Source organism: Streptomyces spiroverticillatus, from assembly GCA_014650415.1.
Classification (GTDB): domain Bacteria; phylum Actinomycetota; class Actinomycetes; order Streptomycetales; family Streptomycetaceae; genus Streptomyces; species Streptomyces spiroverticillatus.
Genome location: BMUX01000003.1, coordinates 660,056 through 678,416 on the forward strand (window position 1 = coordinate 660,056; position 18,361 = coordinate 678,416).

The window sequence follows — 18,361 nt, forward strand, 5'->3', positions numbered from 1 at the left end:
CACCTCGCCACGTCGGCTGTCGTGTCCCATCCCCTGGGCTTCTCTCGTCGAGGCAGTTCCTAGGCAATGTCAGCCGTACCTTTCCCGTAATGGGGCACTTCCGGAGGGGACCGGGAAGCATGTAATCAAGGCACTGACTCGACTCGCTGCGGATGCTGCTTCCCACCTCAGTAGGCTAGGAATTGAGAAGGGGGGAATTCCCATCGAGACGCGATCCGATGAGATTCTGCAGCAGACGCGTGATGCAACGCTGTCGTCTGTCAGGATGGCAGGCTTTGACCCAGATCAAATTTCAGGGTGGACGTCGTCAGAGGATTCAAATCAATCGTTCATCGAGCGTCTTCAGCACCGAGATGGGCCGTCGCACGAAGATGACATGATTTCGCATGATGCTCAACGATTCCGCGACTGGCTGGGACCGGAAGATTGGCTGCACCGAGCAGCTTTCACTGCATTTAGTCAAGATGGGCAAAGACTCGTCATCTATAATGCGAACCGTAAGGCGGCAGAGAAGACGCTGGGTGTCGATCTCATTTACTTTCATGAAGCGCGTGACAGTTTCATTCTCGTTCAGTACAAGCGAATGACACGCGAAGGCAACTCCGAGTGGAAATATTACCCAAACGGAGATGAAAATCTTAAGGGTCAGCTTGAGCGTATGCGGGCGATCGACGATGAGTGCGGCAGGCTGCTTAAGGATTCTGACGATTACCGGCTGAATAGTAAGCCTTCGTGGCTAAAGCTTTGCCATGCTGATTCAATTCTAATGGACGCGAAGACTCTCACCTCTGGAATGTATCTTGCGCGAGAATATTTTGACCAGCTCTTCACTAGAGCCAATTCTGCAGGTCAAGTGAGGGCCTTTAGTCGGAAGACGGTTGAGCGGTATCTGGATAATACCGAATTTACTGAACTTGTTGCTGGGGGGTGGATTGGAAGTAGCGGCTATGGAAGTGCGGGGGTTAAGAAGCAGCTTGAAGTCAGCCTGGATGGCGGTCGCGAAATTGTATTCGCGGAAGTTACTGGTAATCCGCCATCCAAAAGTCAGCGTCTTAGTTCGCGACGTGAAGGTAAATCGAAGAAGAAGGCCAATGGACGGCACTCGTGATGGGGGTGGAGGTCGGAACCGGGAATTGCTATTTCCGGTGCTCCTCGGTGATGAGGGATTCACGTACGTAGCCGAATCGGTCGATGCCCTTAGATCAGCCGATGCGCTCCACATAGCGAAGGCCCTTCGGGTCTTTCCTCACGGTTCCTCTCCTTGGACTACTACCTATCCGCACCGTCTTGCGACGAGAACAGATCAGGCAGCCAGTCCCTGATGTCCCCGTCGAACTTGCCACTACGTACGTCTTGCAGGGCCGTCGCGTAGCCGATCTCGATGGCCTCGTCGATCAGCTGATGCAGCTCCGGCGACAGGTACAAGAGTTGGTGTCCGGCCCCTGGGCAGAGGTTGGCCGCAGCGTGGCCGGCGGCCTGGGCGTGCTCACCGGGAACTGTTGCAGCATGCATGTCCGAGATGGCTTGGGCTGCGTTCTTGATCTCTTCCTGCGGAGACGAAGTCATGGCGGCAGTATCCGCGTGGCGAAGGCAATGGGGAATGCCGCATTCGGGTTCCGCCTCTACTGGTGGCGCTTCGGAGGCGAGATTGGGGTGATCCGTGATCCGTCATCGTCGGCCGCGCCTTGGAGGACGTCCTCCCAGTCGGTGTGCTGGAGCCAGGTCTTTCCCATGAGGTGGGCGGTCCACCACACAAGGTCCGCCCAGCTGCGGCAGCGGTGCACCTCGACGGCGTACGCGTTCGCATTGGGCGTGGGGTCGCATGCTGCGTGGTGGACGCGCCAGCGGGCTGCATCGGGGTACGACGTCAGGCTCGCCGCGTCGTAGGCATGGAGCCCCGGCCCCACCTGCTTCATTTCAAGGAGCTCCCAGGCGCGGACGTTGGTGGAGCATCGGTCGACTTCTGACATGTCGACCCAGAAGCTGCCCTCGCCGTCGGCTACGGCTTGCGTGCAGACATCGCAGATGGCGGCCAATTCATGTTCCACGGCTGGTCCTTGAAGGGAGTCGCGTTACTACGGGCTACTTCTGAGCATGGTCCTTCGTGTTGCTGGTGACCAGAGGGCTCGTTGGCACGCGGTGCAGCTCATGCGACCTCAGAGGTTGACGGGAAGGGCTGCGGCGCGGAACGAGTTGCGTACGGCCGTGAGCGGCTCGCGGTCGCGCGTGTAGAAGAGCTTGTTGGTCAGGAGGACTGCCCACCGGCCCTGGGCGGGGGAGATCCACATGCCGGTGCCGGTGAAGCCGTAGTGGACCCAGATGTCGTCGGCGGGAGCGGTGCCGGGGGCGGGGTGCCAGAAGAGGCCGCGGGCGGGTTCGAGGGTGCCTGTCTGGATCGTTAGCGATTCCGCCGTCCAGGCCGAACCGAATCCAGCGAATCCGGGGCGCGACGAGGAGCCCAGCATGTGGCGCAGGAACGCGGCGAGGTCGTCGAGGACGGTGAAGACGCCAGCGATGCCGCACACGCCGTTTAGTAGGCGGGCGGAGAAGTCGTGGGCGGTGCCCTTGAGGTGGGTGCCGGTGTTCTGGTCGAGCTCGGTCGGTGCGCAACGGGCCGCGAGGCCGGTGGGGAGGGAGCCGAAGCAGGTGGAGTCCATGCCCAGGGACTGCCAGGTTCGCTCGGTGGCGAGCTGGTCGAGGCGTTGGCCGGAGAGGTGTTCGGCGAGGTAGCCGAGGACGAGGGCGGCTCGGTCCGTGTACTCGACGGCTTCGCCGGGCGGGCGGTGGAGGGGCTCGTGCAGGACGCCGTCGCGAATATCCTGGGGGTCCGTGCCGTAGAGGTTCTTGAGCTGGGCTCGGAGGGGGAGGCCGGCGGTGTGGGTCAGCAGGTGGTGGGCGGTGGCGATGCCCAGAGGGTGGTCTGCGACTTCTGGCCAGTAGGTGGCCAGTGGGGCGGTGAGGTCGAGTTTGCCGTCTTCCCACAGGGCGCCGATGGAGGACCACACGGCGAGGATCTTGGTGAGGCTGGCCGCGTCGAAGACGGTGTCCGGCTGCATGGGGACGTGGGGCTCGTCGGGGTCGAGGACGCCGGTGGCGCCTCGTGCCTGGATGCCCGTGGCGTCGCCCACGGCCCACACCGCGCCGGGGTAGACCTTGTCGCGAACGCCTTCGGCAAGCAGCTGTTCGATGTGGTCGGTGCTGCGGTACGTCATGGTCTCCCTGTTCGCCGTGGGCATCCCGCCGGTCAGCGTAGTGACGCGGGAGGGGTGGATCGGGCAGTGGCGCGTGGGTGTCGGCGGGCGGTGGGGCTCGGTTCAGGTGAGCTGGTGGCCGAGTTCGGTGAGAGAGCGGGCGGTCGCTGAGAGCGGGTAGCGGGCGGCGTTCGCGTAGCCCGCTTGTCGTAGGGCGGGGAGGAGGCCGGGGCTGGTGCGCAGCCGGTTCACGTCGCGGGCGAGCGCGGTGGGGTGGGTGAAGTCGGTGGTTATGGCGGAGGCGGCGAGGGTTTCGTTGAGGCCGGGTACGGGTTGGTGGAGGACGGGGAGGCCGCAGGCTTGGGCCTCCAGGGCGACCAGGCCCATGGCTTCCAGGGTGGTGGAGGGCATGACGAGCGCGTCGTGCTCGGCGAACGCTTTCCACAGCTGGGGGCGGCGGAGCCAACCGAGGTAGCGGGCTCGTACGCCGGTTCGTTGGAGCAGTGGGGCCAGGGCCTGGAACTGAGCACGGGGCGCGGCGATGCTCAGCTCGACGCCTTGTATCGGGGCCAGGCCCTGGAGCAGGGACTCGACTCCCTTCTCCGCGGTCAGCCGTCCGGCGTACAGGAGCCGCAGGTGGCTGGTGACGGTCCGAGCGGGCCGGGGTGGCGGTGCGGTGAGCAGGTGGTCGGGGATGCCCCAGGGAATGCGGGTGATCTTGCGGCGGTCGGTCTGTGGGGCGAGATTCAGGAGGCGGTCGGCCATTGCGTTGGTGGGGACGACGATGGCATCGGCGGCCCGCGCCGTTTCGCGCAGGACCTGGAGCTGGTCGCGGTGGGACTCGGCGAAGAGCAGGTCGGTGCCGTGGACCAAGGCGATTCTGGGGTGGGCGGGGAGGGCTCGGAGCAGGGCGGCCGTGGCGCCGAAGGTGAGGTGCTGGAGGTGCAGGACGTCGATCTGGGACGGGTCGATCGTGGTAGTGAGGGCTCTGCGGAGGGCGGTGACGTAGCGGCCGAAGGCGGGGCCGTCGAGGCACTTTCCCTGTACGGACAGCAGGTTCAGACCGGGCGGGAGGTGGGGCCGGGGGCCTGGTGGCGCGAGCATGAAGGCTCGTGCGGGGATGAGCGGGGTGTCGCCGGTGTAGAGGTCGAGGAAGAGTTCGACGCTGCCGCCGGGGCTCCCGGCGGGCAGGTCCAGGGTGGTGGCGACGACCTGGCTCACGGCCGGCCTCCCGGCAGTTCCTCGTACAGGCGGGAAGTCTCAATTCCCTGGCTGGACCGGTACTTGAGGCCGTGCTGTTGGTAGCTGGCAGGGGTGCCGAAGGCGTGGAGGAAGGTCAGCTTCCCGAAGGTCATCAGGGGATAGATGCGTACGGGGCGTGCGGCCCGGATCTCCAGGGTCCAGCGGATGGCGTGGCCCTGGTGGCCGAGCGGCGCGGAGACGTGGACCCAGATGCCGAGGGCGCCGGTCGTGCGGTTGCCGTTGAGGAACTGCGCGTACGTCTCCGAACCGGTTCTCTCGTGGGTGACGCCGAGGTACAGGATGCCGGGGCGGAGCACGAACCCTGTTGCAGGGATGGGGACTTCGGTGGTGGTCGTACTGGCTGCGGCGTCGAGGTAGCCCCCGCAGACGCGCAGGGTCTGGCCGAGTCGCCAGTCGTAGGCGTTGGGGGAGATGCGGGTGGGGTCGTACGGATCGATGGTGATCTCGCCCGAGGCGTGGGCGGCGGCGATGGCGGGGCCGGTGAGGATCACGAGGTCACCGCCGGGAGAGGTGCGAGGTCGCGCCAGTAGGCGGACGGGCGTGGGCCGGCGGCGGCCTGGTACTTGCCTGCATAGAGCGCGACGGGGCCGTGCGCGACGAAGAACATGATCTGGCCGATCTTCATGCCCGTGTAGATGCGCAGCGGGCGGACCGGCGAGAGCATCAGCGTCCACTGTCCGTGGAAGCCGAGGTCGCCGATCGGCGCCGTGATCTCGACGAAGAGGCCGAGCCGCCCGACGGAGGAACGGCCGAACAGTAAGGGGACGAAGGTGTCGGAGCCGACCTCTTCGAGGGTGTGCCCGAGGTAGAGCTCGCCGGGCTGGAGGACGTGGCCGTGAGGGCCGATCGCGATCTCGTGGGTGGGGTTCGGGGTGTGCGCGTCGATCACGGGAGCGGTGTACGTGAGGAGGGTTGGGCCGAGGCAGACGTTGTAGCTGTTGGGGTTCACCTGGGTCGGGTCGAAGGGCGTGATGCGCAGTCGGCCGTCCGCGACGGCTGAGGTGATCTCGGGGCCGGTCAGGATCATTGCCGTTCTCCTCCGGTGAGGACGTGCTGGACCGCTTGGACGAGGGGGAAGGCGGCCTGGCGGGTGTGTCCGCCGAGGAAGGTGTCGGCCAGGTAGTCGGTGGTCAGGACGGTGCGGGTGTGGGTGGGGAAGGTGTCCGGTGCGGTCACCAACGGGCCTGTCGTGTGCGCCAGTTCAGCGAGACGGGGGCCGTCGGTCAGGTGGGCGTGCACGAGGTGGTTGCCGAAGGGCTCGATGGTCAGCAGGTCGCCTCGGGTGAGGGATTCACCGAGCGGCGTGGTGCGAAGGGCCGTCTCGTTCAGGAGGACGGCTTCCGCGCCGAGGCCGGTGTGCAGGCGGGAAGCGATCTCCTGAAGCAGGGCCCGGCGGTCGAGCGGGCGGTTGCGGTAAGGCACGGAGATGGTGCCCAGCGGCTCGGCGAGACTCCGTCGGTAGGTCTCGATCTCCTTGTGTAGGGCGCTCAGTTCGGTGGGCGGCCGGGGGGAAGTGGCGGGGAAGGATGCCGTACGGGCAGCCCACCCCGCGCCCACCGGCTCGGCGAAGGCGTGGCCGGCGGCCAGTTCGGGGCCCTTGAGGACGAGAGTGTCGCCGACGTGCTCGGGGCCGTAGCGCTCGCTGTGACAGTGGCCGGAGAAGATCACGTCGAGGAAGGGGCATGCGGCGGCGATCTTCAGGTCCTCGGCGAAGCCGGAGTGGCTGAGCAGGATCCAGGAGTCGGCTTCGTGGCGGTGGGCGAGCATGAGTTCGCGCAGCGCTTGGACGGGGTCGGTCTCGTGGTGGCCGGCTCGTTGCGCGCAGGGGATGGCGTTGAAGGCTTGGACTCCGATGATCCCCGTGACGGCGACGCGCCGACCGCAGATCTCGGCGAGGTGGAGGCGACGGAACAGGGCATCGCCGGTTGTGTCGGCGACGGCGTTCGCGCAGACCGTGAGGCGGTGCAGGTCGGGTTCGAAGTGGTGTGCCCAGCCGTGGTTTCCGGGGGCGATCACGTCGTACAGCGTGGTCAGGAGCTGGCGCTCGATCCTGCCGTTGCCGAGCCGGTAGTAGCCGCTGCCTTCGAAGAAGTCGCCGCAGTCGACGACGAGCGAGTCCTGGCGGGCGGCGTGCAGGTGGGTGAGCAGAGGCAGTGCGTCGGTGAAGGCGGAGTGGACGTCGGTGGTGGCGACGATGCGCTGGAGTTCGCGGGTCATGGCGTGACCTCGCAGATGTCGGCGCCGAGCGCGCGCAGCTTGGTGGGGAGGTCGGCGTGGCCGCGGCGGAGCTGGTCGAGGCCGCCGAGGGTGGTGACACCGCGTGCGGTGAGGCCGGCGACGAGGAGGGCGGAGCCGGTGCGGATGTCGGTGGCTTCTACGCCTGCGCCGGTCAGGCGTTGCGGGCCGGTGAGGCAGCACTGGGTGGGGGAGAGCTCGTGGATGTCCGCGCCGAGGCGGGCGAGCTGGGGGAGCAGGTTGTTGTGGCGGCCGGGGTTGATGGAGTCGGCGAAGAGGTGGGTGCCGGGCAGGCCGAGTGCGAGGGCCATCAGCGGGGGTTCGAAGTCGGCGTCCAGGCCGCCGGGGGAGAGGGAGGCGACGGCGCGGAGCGGGCGGTGGGTGGGGTGGTAGTCCTCGGCGTGGACGGTGAGGGTGGTGCCGTGGGCGGTGACGGGGATGCCGAGCCAGCGCAGGGCGGCGGTCATCGGCGCGATGTCCGTGCTTCGTACGCCTGCGATGCGGGCGTTTCCGCCGGTGGAGGCGACGGCGCAGGCCAGGGTGGCTGCTTCCACCTTGTCGCCGGGCACTGTCCAGGAGTGGGTGTCCTGGGAGGGGTACGAGGGCGGGGTCAGCGTGAGGAGGCGTTCGGCGGCGCGGGTTTCCCAGCAGGCTTCCCGGAGGGCGTCTAGGACGCTGAGGACTTCCGGGGAAAGGTTCGGCCGGCCCAGGCGCAGGGGGCGGTTCGCGACGACCGCCCGGAGGAGGGCGGCGATGGTGGTGCCCCGGGAGCGGAAGGGGAGTGTCAGCGACACCGTGCCCGCAGGGGTGCGTCCGGCCGTGACGGTGTAGCCGTGGTCGTCGACCGTGGTCCGGTCGCCGAATGCCTCGTACACCGTGAAGTGCTGTTCCATGCCGCGCCCACCGATCTGGCAGCCGCCGGGCCAGGGAAGAGCCGCCCCGCCGTGGGCTGCGAGCAGGGCGGGGACGAGGTAATACGAGGCGCGGATGCGGGCAGCGGTCGGGTGCATGCCGGGAGCGGGGTGCGTGCTCTCGCCCGGCGTAGCCACGACCGTGCTCGGCTCGGCCACCGGATGCGCGACCCGGTGGCCTGCGTGCTGGAGGAGCGTGAGCATCGTCCGGACGTCCGCGTTGGCGGGGACGTTGGACAGCTGGACGGGCCGGCGCAAGGCGGCTGCCGCTGCCAGCAGGGGGAGGGCTGCGTTTTTGGAGCCGTCGACGGTCACGGTGCCGGTGAGCGGCGGGCCGGGGCGGACGGCGATCACGTCGGAGGCTTCGGAGGTCAAGGCGGGGAGTTGGGCGGTGGTCACGATCGGCTCCTTGGGAGGGGCACGCGTAAGGGCGTGGAGGTGGTCGGCCGTACGGGCAGGTCGATCTCGGCCCAGCAGCACTTGCCGGATGCGGTCGGCTCGACGTCATGCCGCGCCGCGAGGGCGGCCACGAGGAACAGGCCCCGGCCGTGCTCGCTGTCTGAGTCGGGCAGCTCCATGTGGGGCAGGGCAGAGCTGGTGTCGGAGACCTCGATCCGTACGGTGTCGTCGCCGGTCACGCGAGCGGACACTGAGATCGGTCCGGGGCCGGCGTGCTGGACGGAGTTCGCGAGCAGTTCGGTCACCACCAGGCCGACGGCATCGAGGAGTTCGCCCTCGCCTTCGTCGGACGTGCTGGCCTGAAGCTCCCAGCCGCGTATCCCGGCGAGAAGCCGGTGCCGTGCGTCGGTGATGGCGCGAGCCGTGCTGGGTACGGAGAAGCTGAGGTGTCGCTGTTCCACAGGGTTGCCTCCCGGACGGGTACGGCCTCCACGTAACCCGTGGCGGGAGCGGCCGGACCAGGGCCGGTGCTCGTGCGGCATCACTTATGCAGGACCTGAATGCGCACCAAGTGCGGCTGAATTAGCCTCGGTTGAGCAGGCAGGATCGGCGACGGCGGAAGGGGCCGTGGCGCAGATGGCCGATGTGTACGACGCGCAGGGCGAGGCGAGACGGATCGGCGAAGAGATCCGCCGAGCCCGCGTGCTCGCGAAACGCACCCAAGCGGGCGTCGCCGCCGCGCTGGGCTACCACCAGTCGAAGCTGAGCCGCCTGGAACAGGGCCGCGGAACCGCCGACTCCCAGGTGGTGCGGGCGGTCGCGCAGGAACTGGGCATCCCGCTCGCCGTACTCGGCCTCGCCGCCTTACCGGACGACACCGCCACCACCAGCGACCCTGAAACTGAGGACATGCACCGCCGTACCTTCCTGGCCGCGAGCGTCGCCGCTCTCGCGACTCCTGCTCCGCCGATGCTCGGCCACCACACGCTCGTACAGGCGCTGCTGCCCGGCCCAACACCGCCCACGGGCATGGACGTTGATGCTGTCGACGTCCTCGCCGCCCGCATCTCCGAAGTCCGCAGCCTCTTCTCCACCTGCGACTACGCCGAGCTGCAACAGGTCCTGCCCACCCTTATCGTCGACCTCCGGCAGGCCGCGCCCGCCTCGACCGAGGCCACCGGCCTGCTCGCCACCGCGTACCAGACCGCCGTCAGCCTGCTCCTCAAGCTCGGCGACCACGGCCACGCCTGGCTCGCCGTGGGCCGCGCCATGGCCGAGGCCGAACGCTGTGGCGACCCGGTCATCCTGGCCTCCAGCGTCCGCGTACACGCCCACCTACTGGCCCGCGAACGGCACACCAGCCAGGCCGTCACCCTGGTCCGGCACACCGCCGACCAGCTCACCGGCGCGTACGACCAACGCTCCCCGCGCTACCTGGCGGCCCTCGGCCTGCTCCTCCTGCGCGGCGTCACCGCAGCCAGCAGCGGCGGTGACCGCTCCGCCACCAAGGACTTCCTGACCGAGGCCCACGACGTCGCCCGCTACGTCTCCCTCGACCGCCCCGACGCCTGGGCCAACTTCAGCCCCACCAACGTCTCCCTCCACGCGGTCAGCGCCGCCAACGCATTCGGCGACGCGGGCATCGCTCTGGAAACCGCCGGCCCCCTCATGCGCCGCCACATTCCGGCCCCCGAGCGCCGCACCGCCCTCTGGATCGAAACGGCCCGCGCCTACAGTCAGCAGGGCCGCCTCGCCGACGGCTACCAGGCCCTGCGCATCGCCGAAAGCTGCGCTTCCCAGGACATCCGCCGCCCCGCCGTACGCGAACTCGTCGCCGACATGGCCGCCCGCGACCGCCACCGCACCCTGCCCGAACTCCACCACTTCAGCCGTCAATTGGGAGCCCCCGCGTGACCGACCACCACCACACCGATGAGCCGAAGAAGCCCTTCCTGTACGTCGTGGTCTGCGCGGCCGGGGTCGCCCCCGAAGCCCACCGGCTGATCACCGCCGCGCAGCAGAAGGGCTGGGAGGTCGGTGTGGTCGCCACGCCCCAGGGCCTCGGCTTCCTCGACACCGAAGCGATCGAGGCCCAGACCGGCTACCCGATCCGCTCCGCCTGGCGCACACCCGGCGACCCGCGGCCCCTGCCGCCCGCCGACGCCATCGCGGTCGCGCCGGCCACCTTCAACACCATCAACAAATGGGCCGCAGGAATCTCCGACACCCTCGCCGTCGGCATCCTCTGCGAGTCGTACGGCTTCGGCATCCCCACCGCCGTCCTCCCGTACCTGAACTCCGCCCAGGCCGCCCACCCCGCGTATCGGCAGAGCTTGGACCGGCTGCGAGAGATGGGCGTGTTGATCGGTTCGTACGAACCGCACAAGCCGAAGGCGGGCGGGGGTGCGGAGATCTACCGGTGGGAGGAAGCGCTGGAGCTGCTCACGCCCGGGATAGCCACGGAGGCCTAACTTCGGACTGCACGCATGTGGGCGTGCCTGCTTTAGAGCTGAGGAGCGACACTCTGAGAGGCCAGTCCGCCTGCGCGCAGCTTGTAGAAGCGCTCAGGCAGACTGGGTTCCTTGCGGTAGCGGCGTCTAATCGCGAAAAGATTCCTCTTCGGGCGGCCGGGTGCCTTCCGCCGCCTGTTTCAAGCTCTCAATGATGTTCCCTGCCTGGACGTTGAGGCGCTCGGATTCGTTTGCCTCCCATGCCGGGCTCATGTCAGCAGCGGCAGCATGGCTGCGTGCGTCATCGACGCGCATTACCAAATCCCTGGCGAGCGACTCGATCTGTTCCAACAGGCTGCGGACGCCCGCCTTCTTTCTGTCGGCGAGTTCGCGGTCGCTCGGTGGGGGCAGCGCACGGAACAGCGGCTGCTGGCCCCTCCTGCCTGACGTTGGTGCTGGCGTGGGCGCGACGTATGGGGGTTTGGGGAGTCGCGAGCCCGTGTTTTTGGGGAACGCGCTGTCGAACCATGCCTGGTCTGCAAGCTTGCCCGTGGGGTCGGGGATCCCGAAGGTATTTACGCGCCGCGGAGCACGGCTTTCCTCCATCGCTATGGCCATCTCACGCAGCAACCCCACTGCCTGCGCTCGCTGAGCGTTCATAGCCTTAAGCACGTCCGGGATGCCTCGCCGGGCTCGGATGCTGGGCTCGGGATCGCTATCAGCACTGCGGTTGGACTGGGCGCCCATAGAGCCGCGATCGGGGTCGGCGAGTTTGTATGCAGCCAGCCACTGTGGTGCCCGGTAGCGGATCAGCTCGGCGAATGCGTCATCGTCCCTATCCGCGACAGCCAGCAGATTCACGACGCTCGTATCGCTGGGGGTGACGCCAGCGCGAGCGTTGATGACCTGGACCGTGTTGTCGTCCACGCGAGGGTTCCACGCTACTGGCCAGCTCGCCGAGCACAGCGCGGAGTATGCGCGTAGTCGCTCGGCCGTGTGCCGCGCGTCCAGTACCTCGGGCTCAGCCATGGCTCTGCGGATTACGCGGCGGCGACGGTCGCCCGTGACCGGAAAGAACTGAGAGAGCAACAGCATGCAGCGCAGGTCCCGCTGCTCGCAGACCCCTGCGCCAGGTCGGCACTCACGTAGATCCGTGACTGGCAGGTCTCCGGCGAGTACCCCGAACATGGTGTCGTCGATGAGCCTGGCAGTCCGGTACTTCTCCAGGACGCGGCGGCCGATCGCGCGGTCTTGATCGTTCGCCGAGAACTCCAGGTTTGCATGGATGTGGTCGCGCCGGTTCCCGGCCTGGACCGTCTGGTAAAGCAACTCAGGCTTGACGCATCCAACGACGAGTCTGGCCTCGACAACGGCCACCTGAAGCGCAAGGCGCGCCGAGTGATCGTCTGAATCGGCATGCCCCAGCTCAGCGTTGCGCTCATTCGTCCAATGTTGAAGGGTTGCCGTCGTGTCTGGCGACACGAGCAGTGCCGCTTGGTTGGTGTTCAGGATCTGGTGACGGCACTTCGTCCGGTTGTTGCCCTTTACGGTGGGCCAGGCCCAATATTCGCCCTCAGGGGTGCAGTACACCTGTGCCACCATCAGGCAGGACTTCTCCTGCCCGTTCAGGATGAGGTCAGAAGCGAGATCGTAGCCGCGGTGCCCGCTGCCCTCGGCGAGTAGCTCCGAAGCGCGGCCAATCACCTGGGTGACGTGGTCGACGTTCTTCATCGTGACGCTCAGCGCGGCAGTACGTTCGCCGTCGGGACCGCGCCATACCTCAACCTTGGGAAGACTCCACTCGGCAGTGGCGGAGACAGGGTCGGCAGGGGAAGCCCACCGGGTCCCATTGCGTTCGTTGCGCTCCCAGGTACTGCCGAAGCAGCCGAAGAGCTGTATCGATAATTCTTTGACCTCTTCGCCCCCTACGCGCACGGTCCGCAGGCGGGCGGGGTTGATCCGATCGCGGCCGTGCTCGGTGACGAGAAGGTTTTCGACCGGCTCGGCGGTGTAGGCGAATGCGGCAGCCAGCGCTTCGCGGGGAGCGTTGATGCCGTCGGTAGCCAGTGCGGCCTTGATCAAGCGTTCGACAGTGTCGGACGTGTACGGGTCCGGGTACTTGGATATCGGCTCGACGGTCACGATAGGTGAGGCTCCTGGTGCGAAGAGTGGTAGATGGCGGGATGCTAATGCCTCAGCGGAGCTAAGTGTGACTGTTGTTTGAATCTGGCCCATGGTCCGCTCTCGGCGGGGTGCCGTGGCGTTCAAGATTGGTAAGCGATGCCCACCAGGCCGTCCCGCCGTGCGCTCAGTTGAGGGTCTGGAGAATCTCCGGTTTGGCGAACTGGGGATCGTCGGGTATATCCAGCCGCTTTCTGCGGTCAGCGCCGACGGTGTGAGTCGTTCGCTGCCCTGGGCGTCGACCGTGAGGCAGGGGCCATATGCGGGGTGCGCCGGGCCTTGGGGGCGGGCGGGGTGGTGGGCAGGTGTGCGCTGGTTCGCAGTCGCCAGAAGAGGACTTCGCTGATCGAGGTGGCGGTGTCGAGTTCCCGCCGCCGTGTGGCTTCGGCGAGGAGGGTGGTCGGCTCGTGGCCCGCCCTCTGGGCTTCGGCGAGGGTGGCGGCCAGGGCGGGCCAGCCGGGCTCGGTGAGGATCTGCTCGGCGAGGTCCGGTAGGGCTCGGCGCACGAGGGTGGCCTGCCGCTGCTGTACCGCGACGGTCAGTCGGAGACCGCGCTGGTGGATCACCGCCAGGGGCTGGACGGCAGCGGCTCGGTAGGCGGTGCGCAGGTGCTCGGCTGCCTGGCGGGCGGCTTCGGCTTGCTGGCTGTGGTGGCGGGTGCGGTGCCAGTGCTGGGCGGCGATGACGGCCAGGAGGAGGACGTCGAGGAGGATCGCGAAGAGGGCTCCCTCCTTGGGGGCGGGTTCGCGCAGGATTGCTTTGATCGCCCGGCGGGTGGCCTTGGCCTGTTGGTGCTGGGCGCGGATGCATGAGCGGCTTGCCCGCTCGAAGGCCGTTGCCGCCTGGGCCAGTTGGTGCCTGTAGGCGGCGGGGGCGATGAGGGGCAGCGCGTCGAGGGCTTCGGCGAGCACGGTGATGTGGGCTTGCCCGACAGCGTCGTCGGTCTCGTCGAGAACGTCAGGGAGCTGACCGGCCGCGTCGGTGACCTGCTGCCAGGCTGAACGTCGACGGTCGGAAGGGCGGCTCGTAGGGGCGGCCCCAGTGGCCATAAGGCGTTCGCTGATCTTGGGGTAGGACAGGTCGGGGGCGAGGGTGGAGCCGGAGAACCAGACCGGTTCCCCGGCGGCATTGGTGTCGTCGGCGAAGGCGACCTTGTATCCGCGGATGTCGCCGGAAGGGAAGCGCTGGATGTCCACCAGCACACCCGCTCCTTCGAGGACGGCGAAGAACTCCTCGGCGCTGGTGGCGGCCGTCACCGCCGTGCGGACGGTGGTCCGCAGGCGTTCGCGTGCGGTCTTCGTGTGTCCGGTGCGGTGGGCCTTCTCCTTCTCGGCACGGGTGGGTCGCTTGGCGGCGGTCCGGTCGCCGCGTGGCACCTGGCGCAGGCCGTATTCCTTCTCGATGGCGGCAAGTTCGTCAGCGGCGTGCAGGTAGTCGTCCCAGTTCCGGGGTGGCCGGAGGTCGCCTCGGACTTTGGTGGCGACGATGTGGATGTGGTCGTCGGCGTGGCGTACGGCGACCCAGCGGCAGGCGTCAGGGTCGCCCGCTGGCGCGATGCCGGTGGAGTTCAGGACCCGGCGGGCGATGGTGGCCCACTGGTCGTCCGTGAGGTGCGGGTCTTCGGGGGCGGCCCGGATCGAGCAGTGCCACACGTGGCCCTTCGGGGCCTTGTTGCCAGCCTGCTTCACGCGCAGGTCGAGGGCGGCGGTGAGCTGGGCCAGGGTGGCGTCGGGGTCGCGCCCGGGGTCGGGGGCGAAGCCGTCCCAGGACGCGGCGAGGTGGGGGTCGGTGTGCTCGTTGGCGCGGCCGGGCCCGTACAGGTAGTTCAGGACGCCCCTCGTTTTGTGGCCGGGCTTGCCGATCTTGGCTATCAATCAGGCCGCCCGGTGCTGTGTGGCGGCCACATCGGCGGCGGTGTCGATCGCGGTGGCTGCCTGTTTCACCAGGGCCACGACCCGCCCTGCTTCGGCGAGTACGGCGGCCTCCACAGGGTGTGGGTCGCCACCGTTGTTGAGGCGGTGGGCGATCTGGTTCACGTTCGTACCGATGCGCGCCACCTGCATCCGCAGGGAGGCGAGTTCATCGATCAGGTCGTCGGTGGCTGTGCGCTGGCCGGGCAGGGTGAGGTCACCGTCCAGGTGAGCCAGGACGATCGCACCGACGAGGTGGGCGCCGGCCAGGCCGAGCCGACGGGCCTCGGCGCGGATGGCGGTCTTCTCGTCGGAGCTGTAGCGGACGTCGACACGCTCTTTGCGTTGTACGTCTTGGCGGGCGCGGCGGCGGGCGACGCGGTACAGGGCGGCTTCGTCGGCAGCACGTACGACCCCGCCTTCTGTCCCTGGTGCGCCCTCGCTCCAGGGAACCTCCGCCACCCCCGGGGCGGAGGCTGCGTTGGACCGGCCCTTGGACGGTCCAACGTCATACCTTGCTCCGTCTGGGGCCAGGACGGCGGTCATCTCCGGCTGGGCGGTGGTGAGTTCGAGGTGGGGTTCGTGCACGGTTTCTCCAGGATCGGTGGGGGCGAGACGGAGCGCCCGCCCCAGGGCCCGCCCTCGTGTCGAGTGGTGAGGGCGGGTCGCAGCAGAGGGGAAGGGTCAGGCGGCGTTGCCGAGGGGCGCGGTTTCGTCGTGTCCTTCGACTGGCCCGCCCTTAAAGCCATCCTTCGTGGTGGGCTTGGCCCGACCGTTCCGCTCGGCTCGCAGCTCGCCGCGCACGGTGCGGGCTCGGACCAGGCCGATGCGTAGTTCTTTGCGCAGACGCTCGGCGGTCAGTTGGTCCTCGCTCCAGTCGGCGGTCAGGAGCCTTGCCTCGTCGAGAACTTCGGCATCTGTGCGGGTCCGGTCGGCAGTCGACTTGGCGGCAGCGGGGACTTGACCGGTTGCCCGACGCGGGGCGGCTCCAGTCGACTTCGCCACGGCGGCCGACTTGAGCGATCGGACAGTGGGGGCCGGTTCGGTCCCCACGGTCGGCCCCGCCATGGGCGCCTCGGCGCCCTCCACAGAGGTCGACTCGGTCGGGTCCGCCGGAGTGGGTTCGGGCTGGTCAGGCATCGACTCTGGGGCCTGCTCGTTGGCCGACCGGTCAGCTTGCTGGCCAACCGACTGGGCGGAGGCACCTTCGGGGGAGTCGGCCGACTTGGGGGCGTGGTGCAGCACCTTCGCCACGAGGTCCGACCCGAAGTAGATCGACCCGACCGGGAGCGAGGTTGCCAGCAGGACAAGGGCCCAGTTCGCCGGGTCCCAGTCGGCCAGTCGGCCCCACCGGATTGACTCCGTGTGGAGGGCCGGTACGAGGCCGTGCACGTAGTTCAGCAGGAGGCTGGCGATCGTGTAGGTCGCCAGGACCCGCAGCGCGAACTTCCGGTCGGTGCCGGTCAGTACGAGCGTGGCGATCAGTGCGAGGGTCATCAGCCCGTCGACCACGATCGGGTAGAGCAGGGCGGCGGTGGAGTCAGCGCCGATGGCTCGGGCCACGTCGGACAGCGCGTTCCAGGAGACCCGGAAGGCCATGAGGACGACGGCCACCAAGCCCAGGACGAGGGTGATGCGTCCCTTGCGATTCAGCTGGCCGTTCCCAGCAGGTGCAGGGACTCGGCGAGCATCGCTACTTCGTTCGAGGGCCTCGTCTTCAGCGGTCGAGGCGAGCGGTGCGATGCCAGTACGGATGCCGCGTATGGCTGACGGGGCACTTGGGGCAGGGGAGTGCAAGGGTGCGGCCTCCAAGGCAGGGGGGAGAGGGTCTTGTGCGGTGAGAGTGCACGGCGTTCACGGAGGGGGGCGTACACGCAGGCCCCCTTCTAAAGGGGGGCCTGCTCGTGATCGCCTGGGCGCGTGTGCGGCGTGGACGCAGGCGTGATCGCTCTACCTGCGGTTTCGCGATGAGCGTGTGCGGTGGGAGCGCTTCGTGGCGGTGTGCGGGCACAGAGCCCGCGTGTACGGTCGCGTGATCGTCCCGTGAGGTCCGGCGGAGCTCAGCCGATGGCGCTGAGATGACGGGCGGTCGCGTAGTAGCGCGCCTGCTGCCCGCCTCCCGCACCACCCGCGATTCCGTCTGCCTTGGTTGCCAGGCCGCCCTCGACGAGGCGGGCCAGGTGCCGGCGGGCCTTCTCCACGTCGGCGCGTTCGGGGTCGCCTCCGCCGATGAGGACGATGGCCAGGTCGCGGGCGGTCAGCCCGTTCGGGGCGTTACGGATGAGGACGGCGGGGTCCCTGGCCGGGTCGACCGTGGTGGTGCCGTGCTTGTGGTCGTGCGTGACGTCCAGCGGACCGACCTCGCCGGTGGGCGTCTTCAGGTGGTGCAGGGTGACGGCCGGGTCGCCGGCCCGGCCGCTGATGAACAGAACGCTGCCCGCGCCTGCGGTGATCCAGGTGGAGCCGTAGACCTGGTCCAGGCTGGGGCGCTGGCCGCGCGGCGCGTCGGCAGCGGTCTTGCGCTGGTGGTGCAGCTCAAGGACCTCCACACCGCTCCGCAGAGCGCGATTACGGGCGTTGTTGAAGGAGACGGCGAGGCTGTCGTCGACCATCGTGCTGACCGCGTCCTTGAGGCTGTCGATCACGATCGTGTCGGCCTGGTGAGCGGCGGCCAGGTCGGCGAGGAGATCGGGTTCCTTGTCGAGGGTGGCGGGCAGCGGGCCCTGCCAGACGATGAGCTGGTCGCGCAGGATCGCCTCGTCGGTGGCGAAGACGCGGCGGGCCATCGCTTTGGCGATCTGCTTGGGGCGGTCCATGGCCAGGTACAGCACCCTCCTGCTCGGTGCGACCGGCATCTCAAGGACGGTCTCTTGGAGGCCGAGGCGGGCGAAGATCACCTGGTGGGCCAGGGTGGTCTTGCCGACGCCCGGTGCGCCGACGATCATCAGGCTCTCGCCGGGGGCCCAGAGGGTCTTCTCGCGGGTTCCCCACAGGGGTTCGGCGTCCGCGCCCGACTCTTTGACGAAGCGCCACCCGTCCACGGCGAAGCGGGACAGACGGCCCTGGCCCGAGGCGAGTGCACGTTCGCGCTCGGCACGTACCTCGGTCTCGACCTCGCTGCGAATGGCCTCGGGATCGGCACCCGGCTCCTGGGCCCGCTGGAGGGTGTGGACGGCAGATGCGATCAAGCGCCGCAGGTCGGCCTTCTTGCGGATGATCTCCGCGTGGTGTTCCGCGCTGCCGGTGCCGTAGAGCACGTCGGCGAGTTGGAAAACGTAGGTGCGGCCACCTACACGCTCAAGGTCGCCCTGCGCTTGGAGCACCTCGGTGAGGGCGATCGGGTCCGTCGGCTTGTCCTCGCGGTGCTGGTCGAGCAGCGCTCGCCAGACGGTTTCGTGCGCGGGCCGGTAGAAGGCTTCGTCCCCGAGGATCGGGCGGACCGCGTCGATGACGTCGGCCTTGTGCATGCAGGCGCCGAGCACGGCGCGTTCGGCCTCCACGTTGAAAGGAGGCTCTGCTGCCCCGGTGGGGTCTTCGTCGTGGAATGGCATACGGGCAGGCGGGGTCGTACGCTGGGACATAGAACTCCTCACCCGGCAGGCCATATGGGGCGGCAACCCCGGCCGGGCCGGTCGAATCGTTAGGTATGGCGGTTGTGGGGTTTCTGCTTTGCCCCCGGCGTTCGCAGCGCCGGGGGCTTCTTCATGTCCACCCCCGTCCGGGAGCAGTACAAGCCTACCAGCAATAATTCAAATGGGAATGCCTTGCGATGCAGATAGGATTAGTGTTAGCTGTTTCTCATCGGCCACGGCTGTGCAGCC

General features: G+C 68.2%; 17 protein-coding genes. 3 read left to right on the forward strand and 14 right to left on the reverse strand.

What is annotated here, in order from left to right; all coding sequences use genetic code 11:
* Window positions 1-265 precede the first annotated feature (265 nt).
* A complete protein-coding gene (locus IE269_RS11115) occupies window positions 266-1,108 on the forward strand; it encodes a hypothetical protein (protein WP_189822665.1) in 843 nt (280 codons plus the stop codon).
* Between the two features lie 161 nt (window positions 1,109-1,269).
* Here IE269_RS11115 and IE269_RS11120 read toward each other — a convergent pair whose 3' ends face one another.
* The 9 genes from IE269_RS11120 to IE269_RS11160 form a co-directional block, all read right to left on the reverse strand.
* The gene (locus tag IE269_RS11120; protein ID WP_189822666.1) at window positions 1,270-1,566 is read right to left on the reverse strand and encodes a hypothetical protein; all 297 of its coding nucleotides are present in this window, start codon (window positions 1,564-1,566) and stop codon (window positions 1,270-1,272) included.
* Window positions 1,567-1,622: 56 nt separating this feature from the next.
* Complete coding sequence (locus tag IE269_RS11125; protein ID WP_189822667.1) at window positions 1,623-2,048, reverse strand: hypothetical protein; 426 nt, start codon at window positions 2,046-2,048, stop codon at window positions 1,623-1,625.
* A 108-nt stretch (window positions 2,049-2,156) separates the two neighbouring features.
* Window positions 2,157-3,212, reverse strand: coding sequence for a serine hydrolase domain-containing protein (locus tag IE269_RS11130; RefSeq protein WP_189822668.1), 1,056 nt, complete (start codon window positions 3,210-3,212; stop codon window positions 2,157-2,159).
* Between the two features lie 102 nt (window positions 3,213-3,314).
* A complete protein-coding gene (locus IE269_RS11135; RefSeq protein WP_189822669.1) occupies window positions 3,315-4,412 on the reverse strand; it encodes a glycosyltransferase family 4 protein in 1,098 nt (365 codons plus the stop codon).
* Complete coding sequence (locus IE269_RS11140; protein WP_189822670.1) at window positions 4,409-4,945, reverse strand: dCTP deaminase; 537 nt, start codon at window positions 4,943-4,945, stop codon at window positions 4,409-4,411. The genes IE269_RS11135 and IE269_RS11140 overlap by 4 nt, the downstream gene beginning before the upstream one ends.
* Window positions 4,942-5,481, reverse strand: a complete 540-nt coding sequence (gene dcd, locus IE269_RS11145) for a dCTP deaminase (RefSeq protein WP_189822671.1) — start codon at window positions 5,479-5,481, stop codon at window positions 4,942-4,944. Before dcd ends, IE269_RS11140 begins: the two co-directional genes overlap by 4 nt.
* Window positions 5,478-6,671 carry a metallophosphoesterase gene (locus IE269_RS11150; RefSeq protein ID WP_189822672.1) on the reverse strand — a complete coding sequence of 398 codons (1,194 nt, stop codon included), beginning with the start codon at window positions 6,669-6,671 and terminating at the stop codon, window positions 5,478-5,480. The genes dcd and IE269_RS11150 overlap by 4 nt, the downstream gene beginning before the upstream one ends.
* Complete coding sequence (locus IE269_RS11155) at window positions 6,668-7,954, reverse strand: UDP-N-acetylglucosamine 1-carboxyvinyltransferase (RefSeq protein WP_189822770.1); 1,287 nt, start codon at window positions 7,952-7,954, stop codon at window positions 6,668-6,670. The genes IE269_RS11150 and IE269_RS11155 overlap by 4 nt, the downstream gene beginning before the upstream one ends.
* 41 nt (window positions 7,955-7,995) lie before the next feature.
* The gene (locus IE269_RS11160) at window positions 7,996-8,460 is read right to left on the reverse strand and encodes an ATP-binding protein (protein WP_229897535.1); all 465 of its coding nucleotides are present in this window, start codon (window positions 8,458-8,460) and stop codon (window positions 7,996-7,998) included.
* Between the two features lie 175 nt (window positions 8,461-8,635).
* On the opposite strand from IE269_RS11160, the gene IE269_RS11165 reads away from it, so the two are divergent.
* A complete protein-coding gene (locus tag IE269_RS11165) occupies window positions 8,636-9,913 on the forward strand; it encodes a helix-turn-helix domain-containing protein (RefSeq protein ID WP_189822674.1) in 1,278 nt (425 codons plus the stop codon).
* Window positions 9,910-10,470, forward strand: coding sequence for a flavoprotein (locus tag IE269_RS11170; RefSeq protein WP_189822675.1), 561 nt, complete (start codon window positions 9,910-9,912; stop codon window positions 10,468-10,470). The genes IE269_RS11165 and IE269_RS11170 overlap by 4 nt, the downstream gene beginning before the upstream one ends.
* A 126-nt stretch (window positions 10,471-10,596) precedes the next feature.
* Here the strand turns inward: IE269_RS11170 and IE269_RS11175 are convergent, their stop codons facing one another.
* From IE269_RS11175 to IE269_RS11195, 5 genes are all read right to left on the reverse strand, one after another.
* Entirely contained in the window at window positions 10,597-12,591 is a 1,995-nt protein-coding gene (locus tag IE269_RS11175) for a hypothetical protein (protein WP_189822676.1), read from the reverse strand.
* Window positions 12,592-12,830: 239 nt separating this feature from the next.
* Complete coding sequence (locus IE269_RS11180) at window positions 12,831-14,504, reverse strand: relaxase/mobilization nuclease domain-containing protein (RefSeq protein ID WP_189822677.1); 1,674 nt, start codon at window positions 14,502-14,504, stop codon at window positions 12,831-12,833.
* On the reverse strand, window positions 14,505-15,128 hold the full coding sequence (locus tag IE269_RS11185; protein ID WP_189822678.1) for a MobC family plasmid mobilization relaxosome protein: 624 nt from the start codon (window positions 15,126-15,128) through the stop codon (window positions 14,505-14,507).
* A gap of 96 nt (window positions 15,129-15,224) precedes the next feature.
* Window positions 15,225-16,193, reverse strand: coding sequence for a DUF2637 domain-containing protein (locus IE269_RS11190; RefSeq protein ID WP_189822771.1), 969 nt, complete (start codon window positions 16,191-16,193; stop codon window positions 15,225-15,227).
* A 407-nt stretch (window positions 16,194-16,600) separates the two neighbouring features.
* Window positions 16,601-18,121, reverse strand: a complete 1,521-nt coding sequence (locus tag IE269_RS11195) for a DnaB-like helicase N-terminal domain-containing protein (RefSeq protein ID WP_189822679.1) — start codon at window positions 18,119-18,121, stop codon at window positions 16,601-16,603.
* Between the last annotated feature and the right edge of the window lie 240 nt (window positions 18,122-18,361).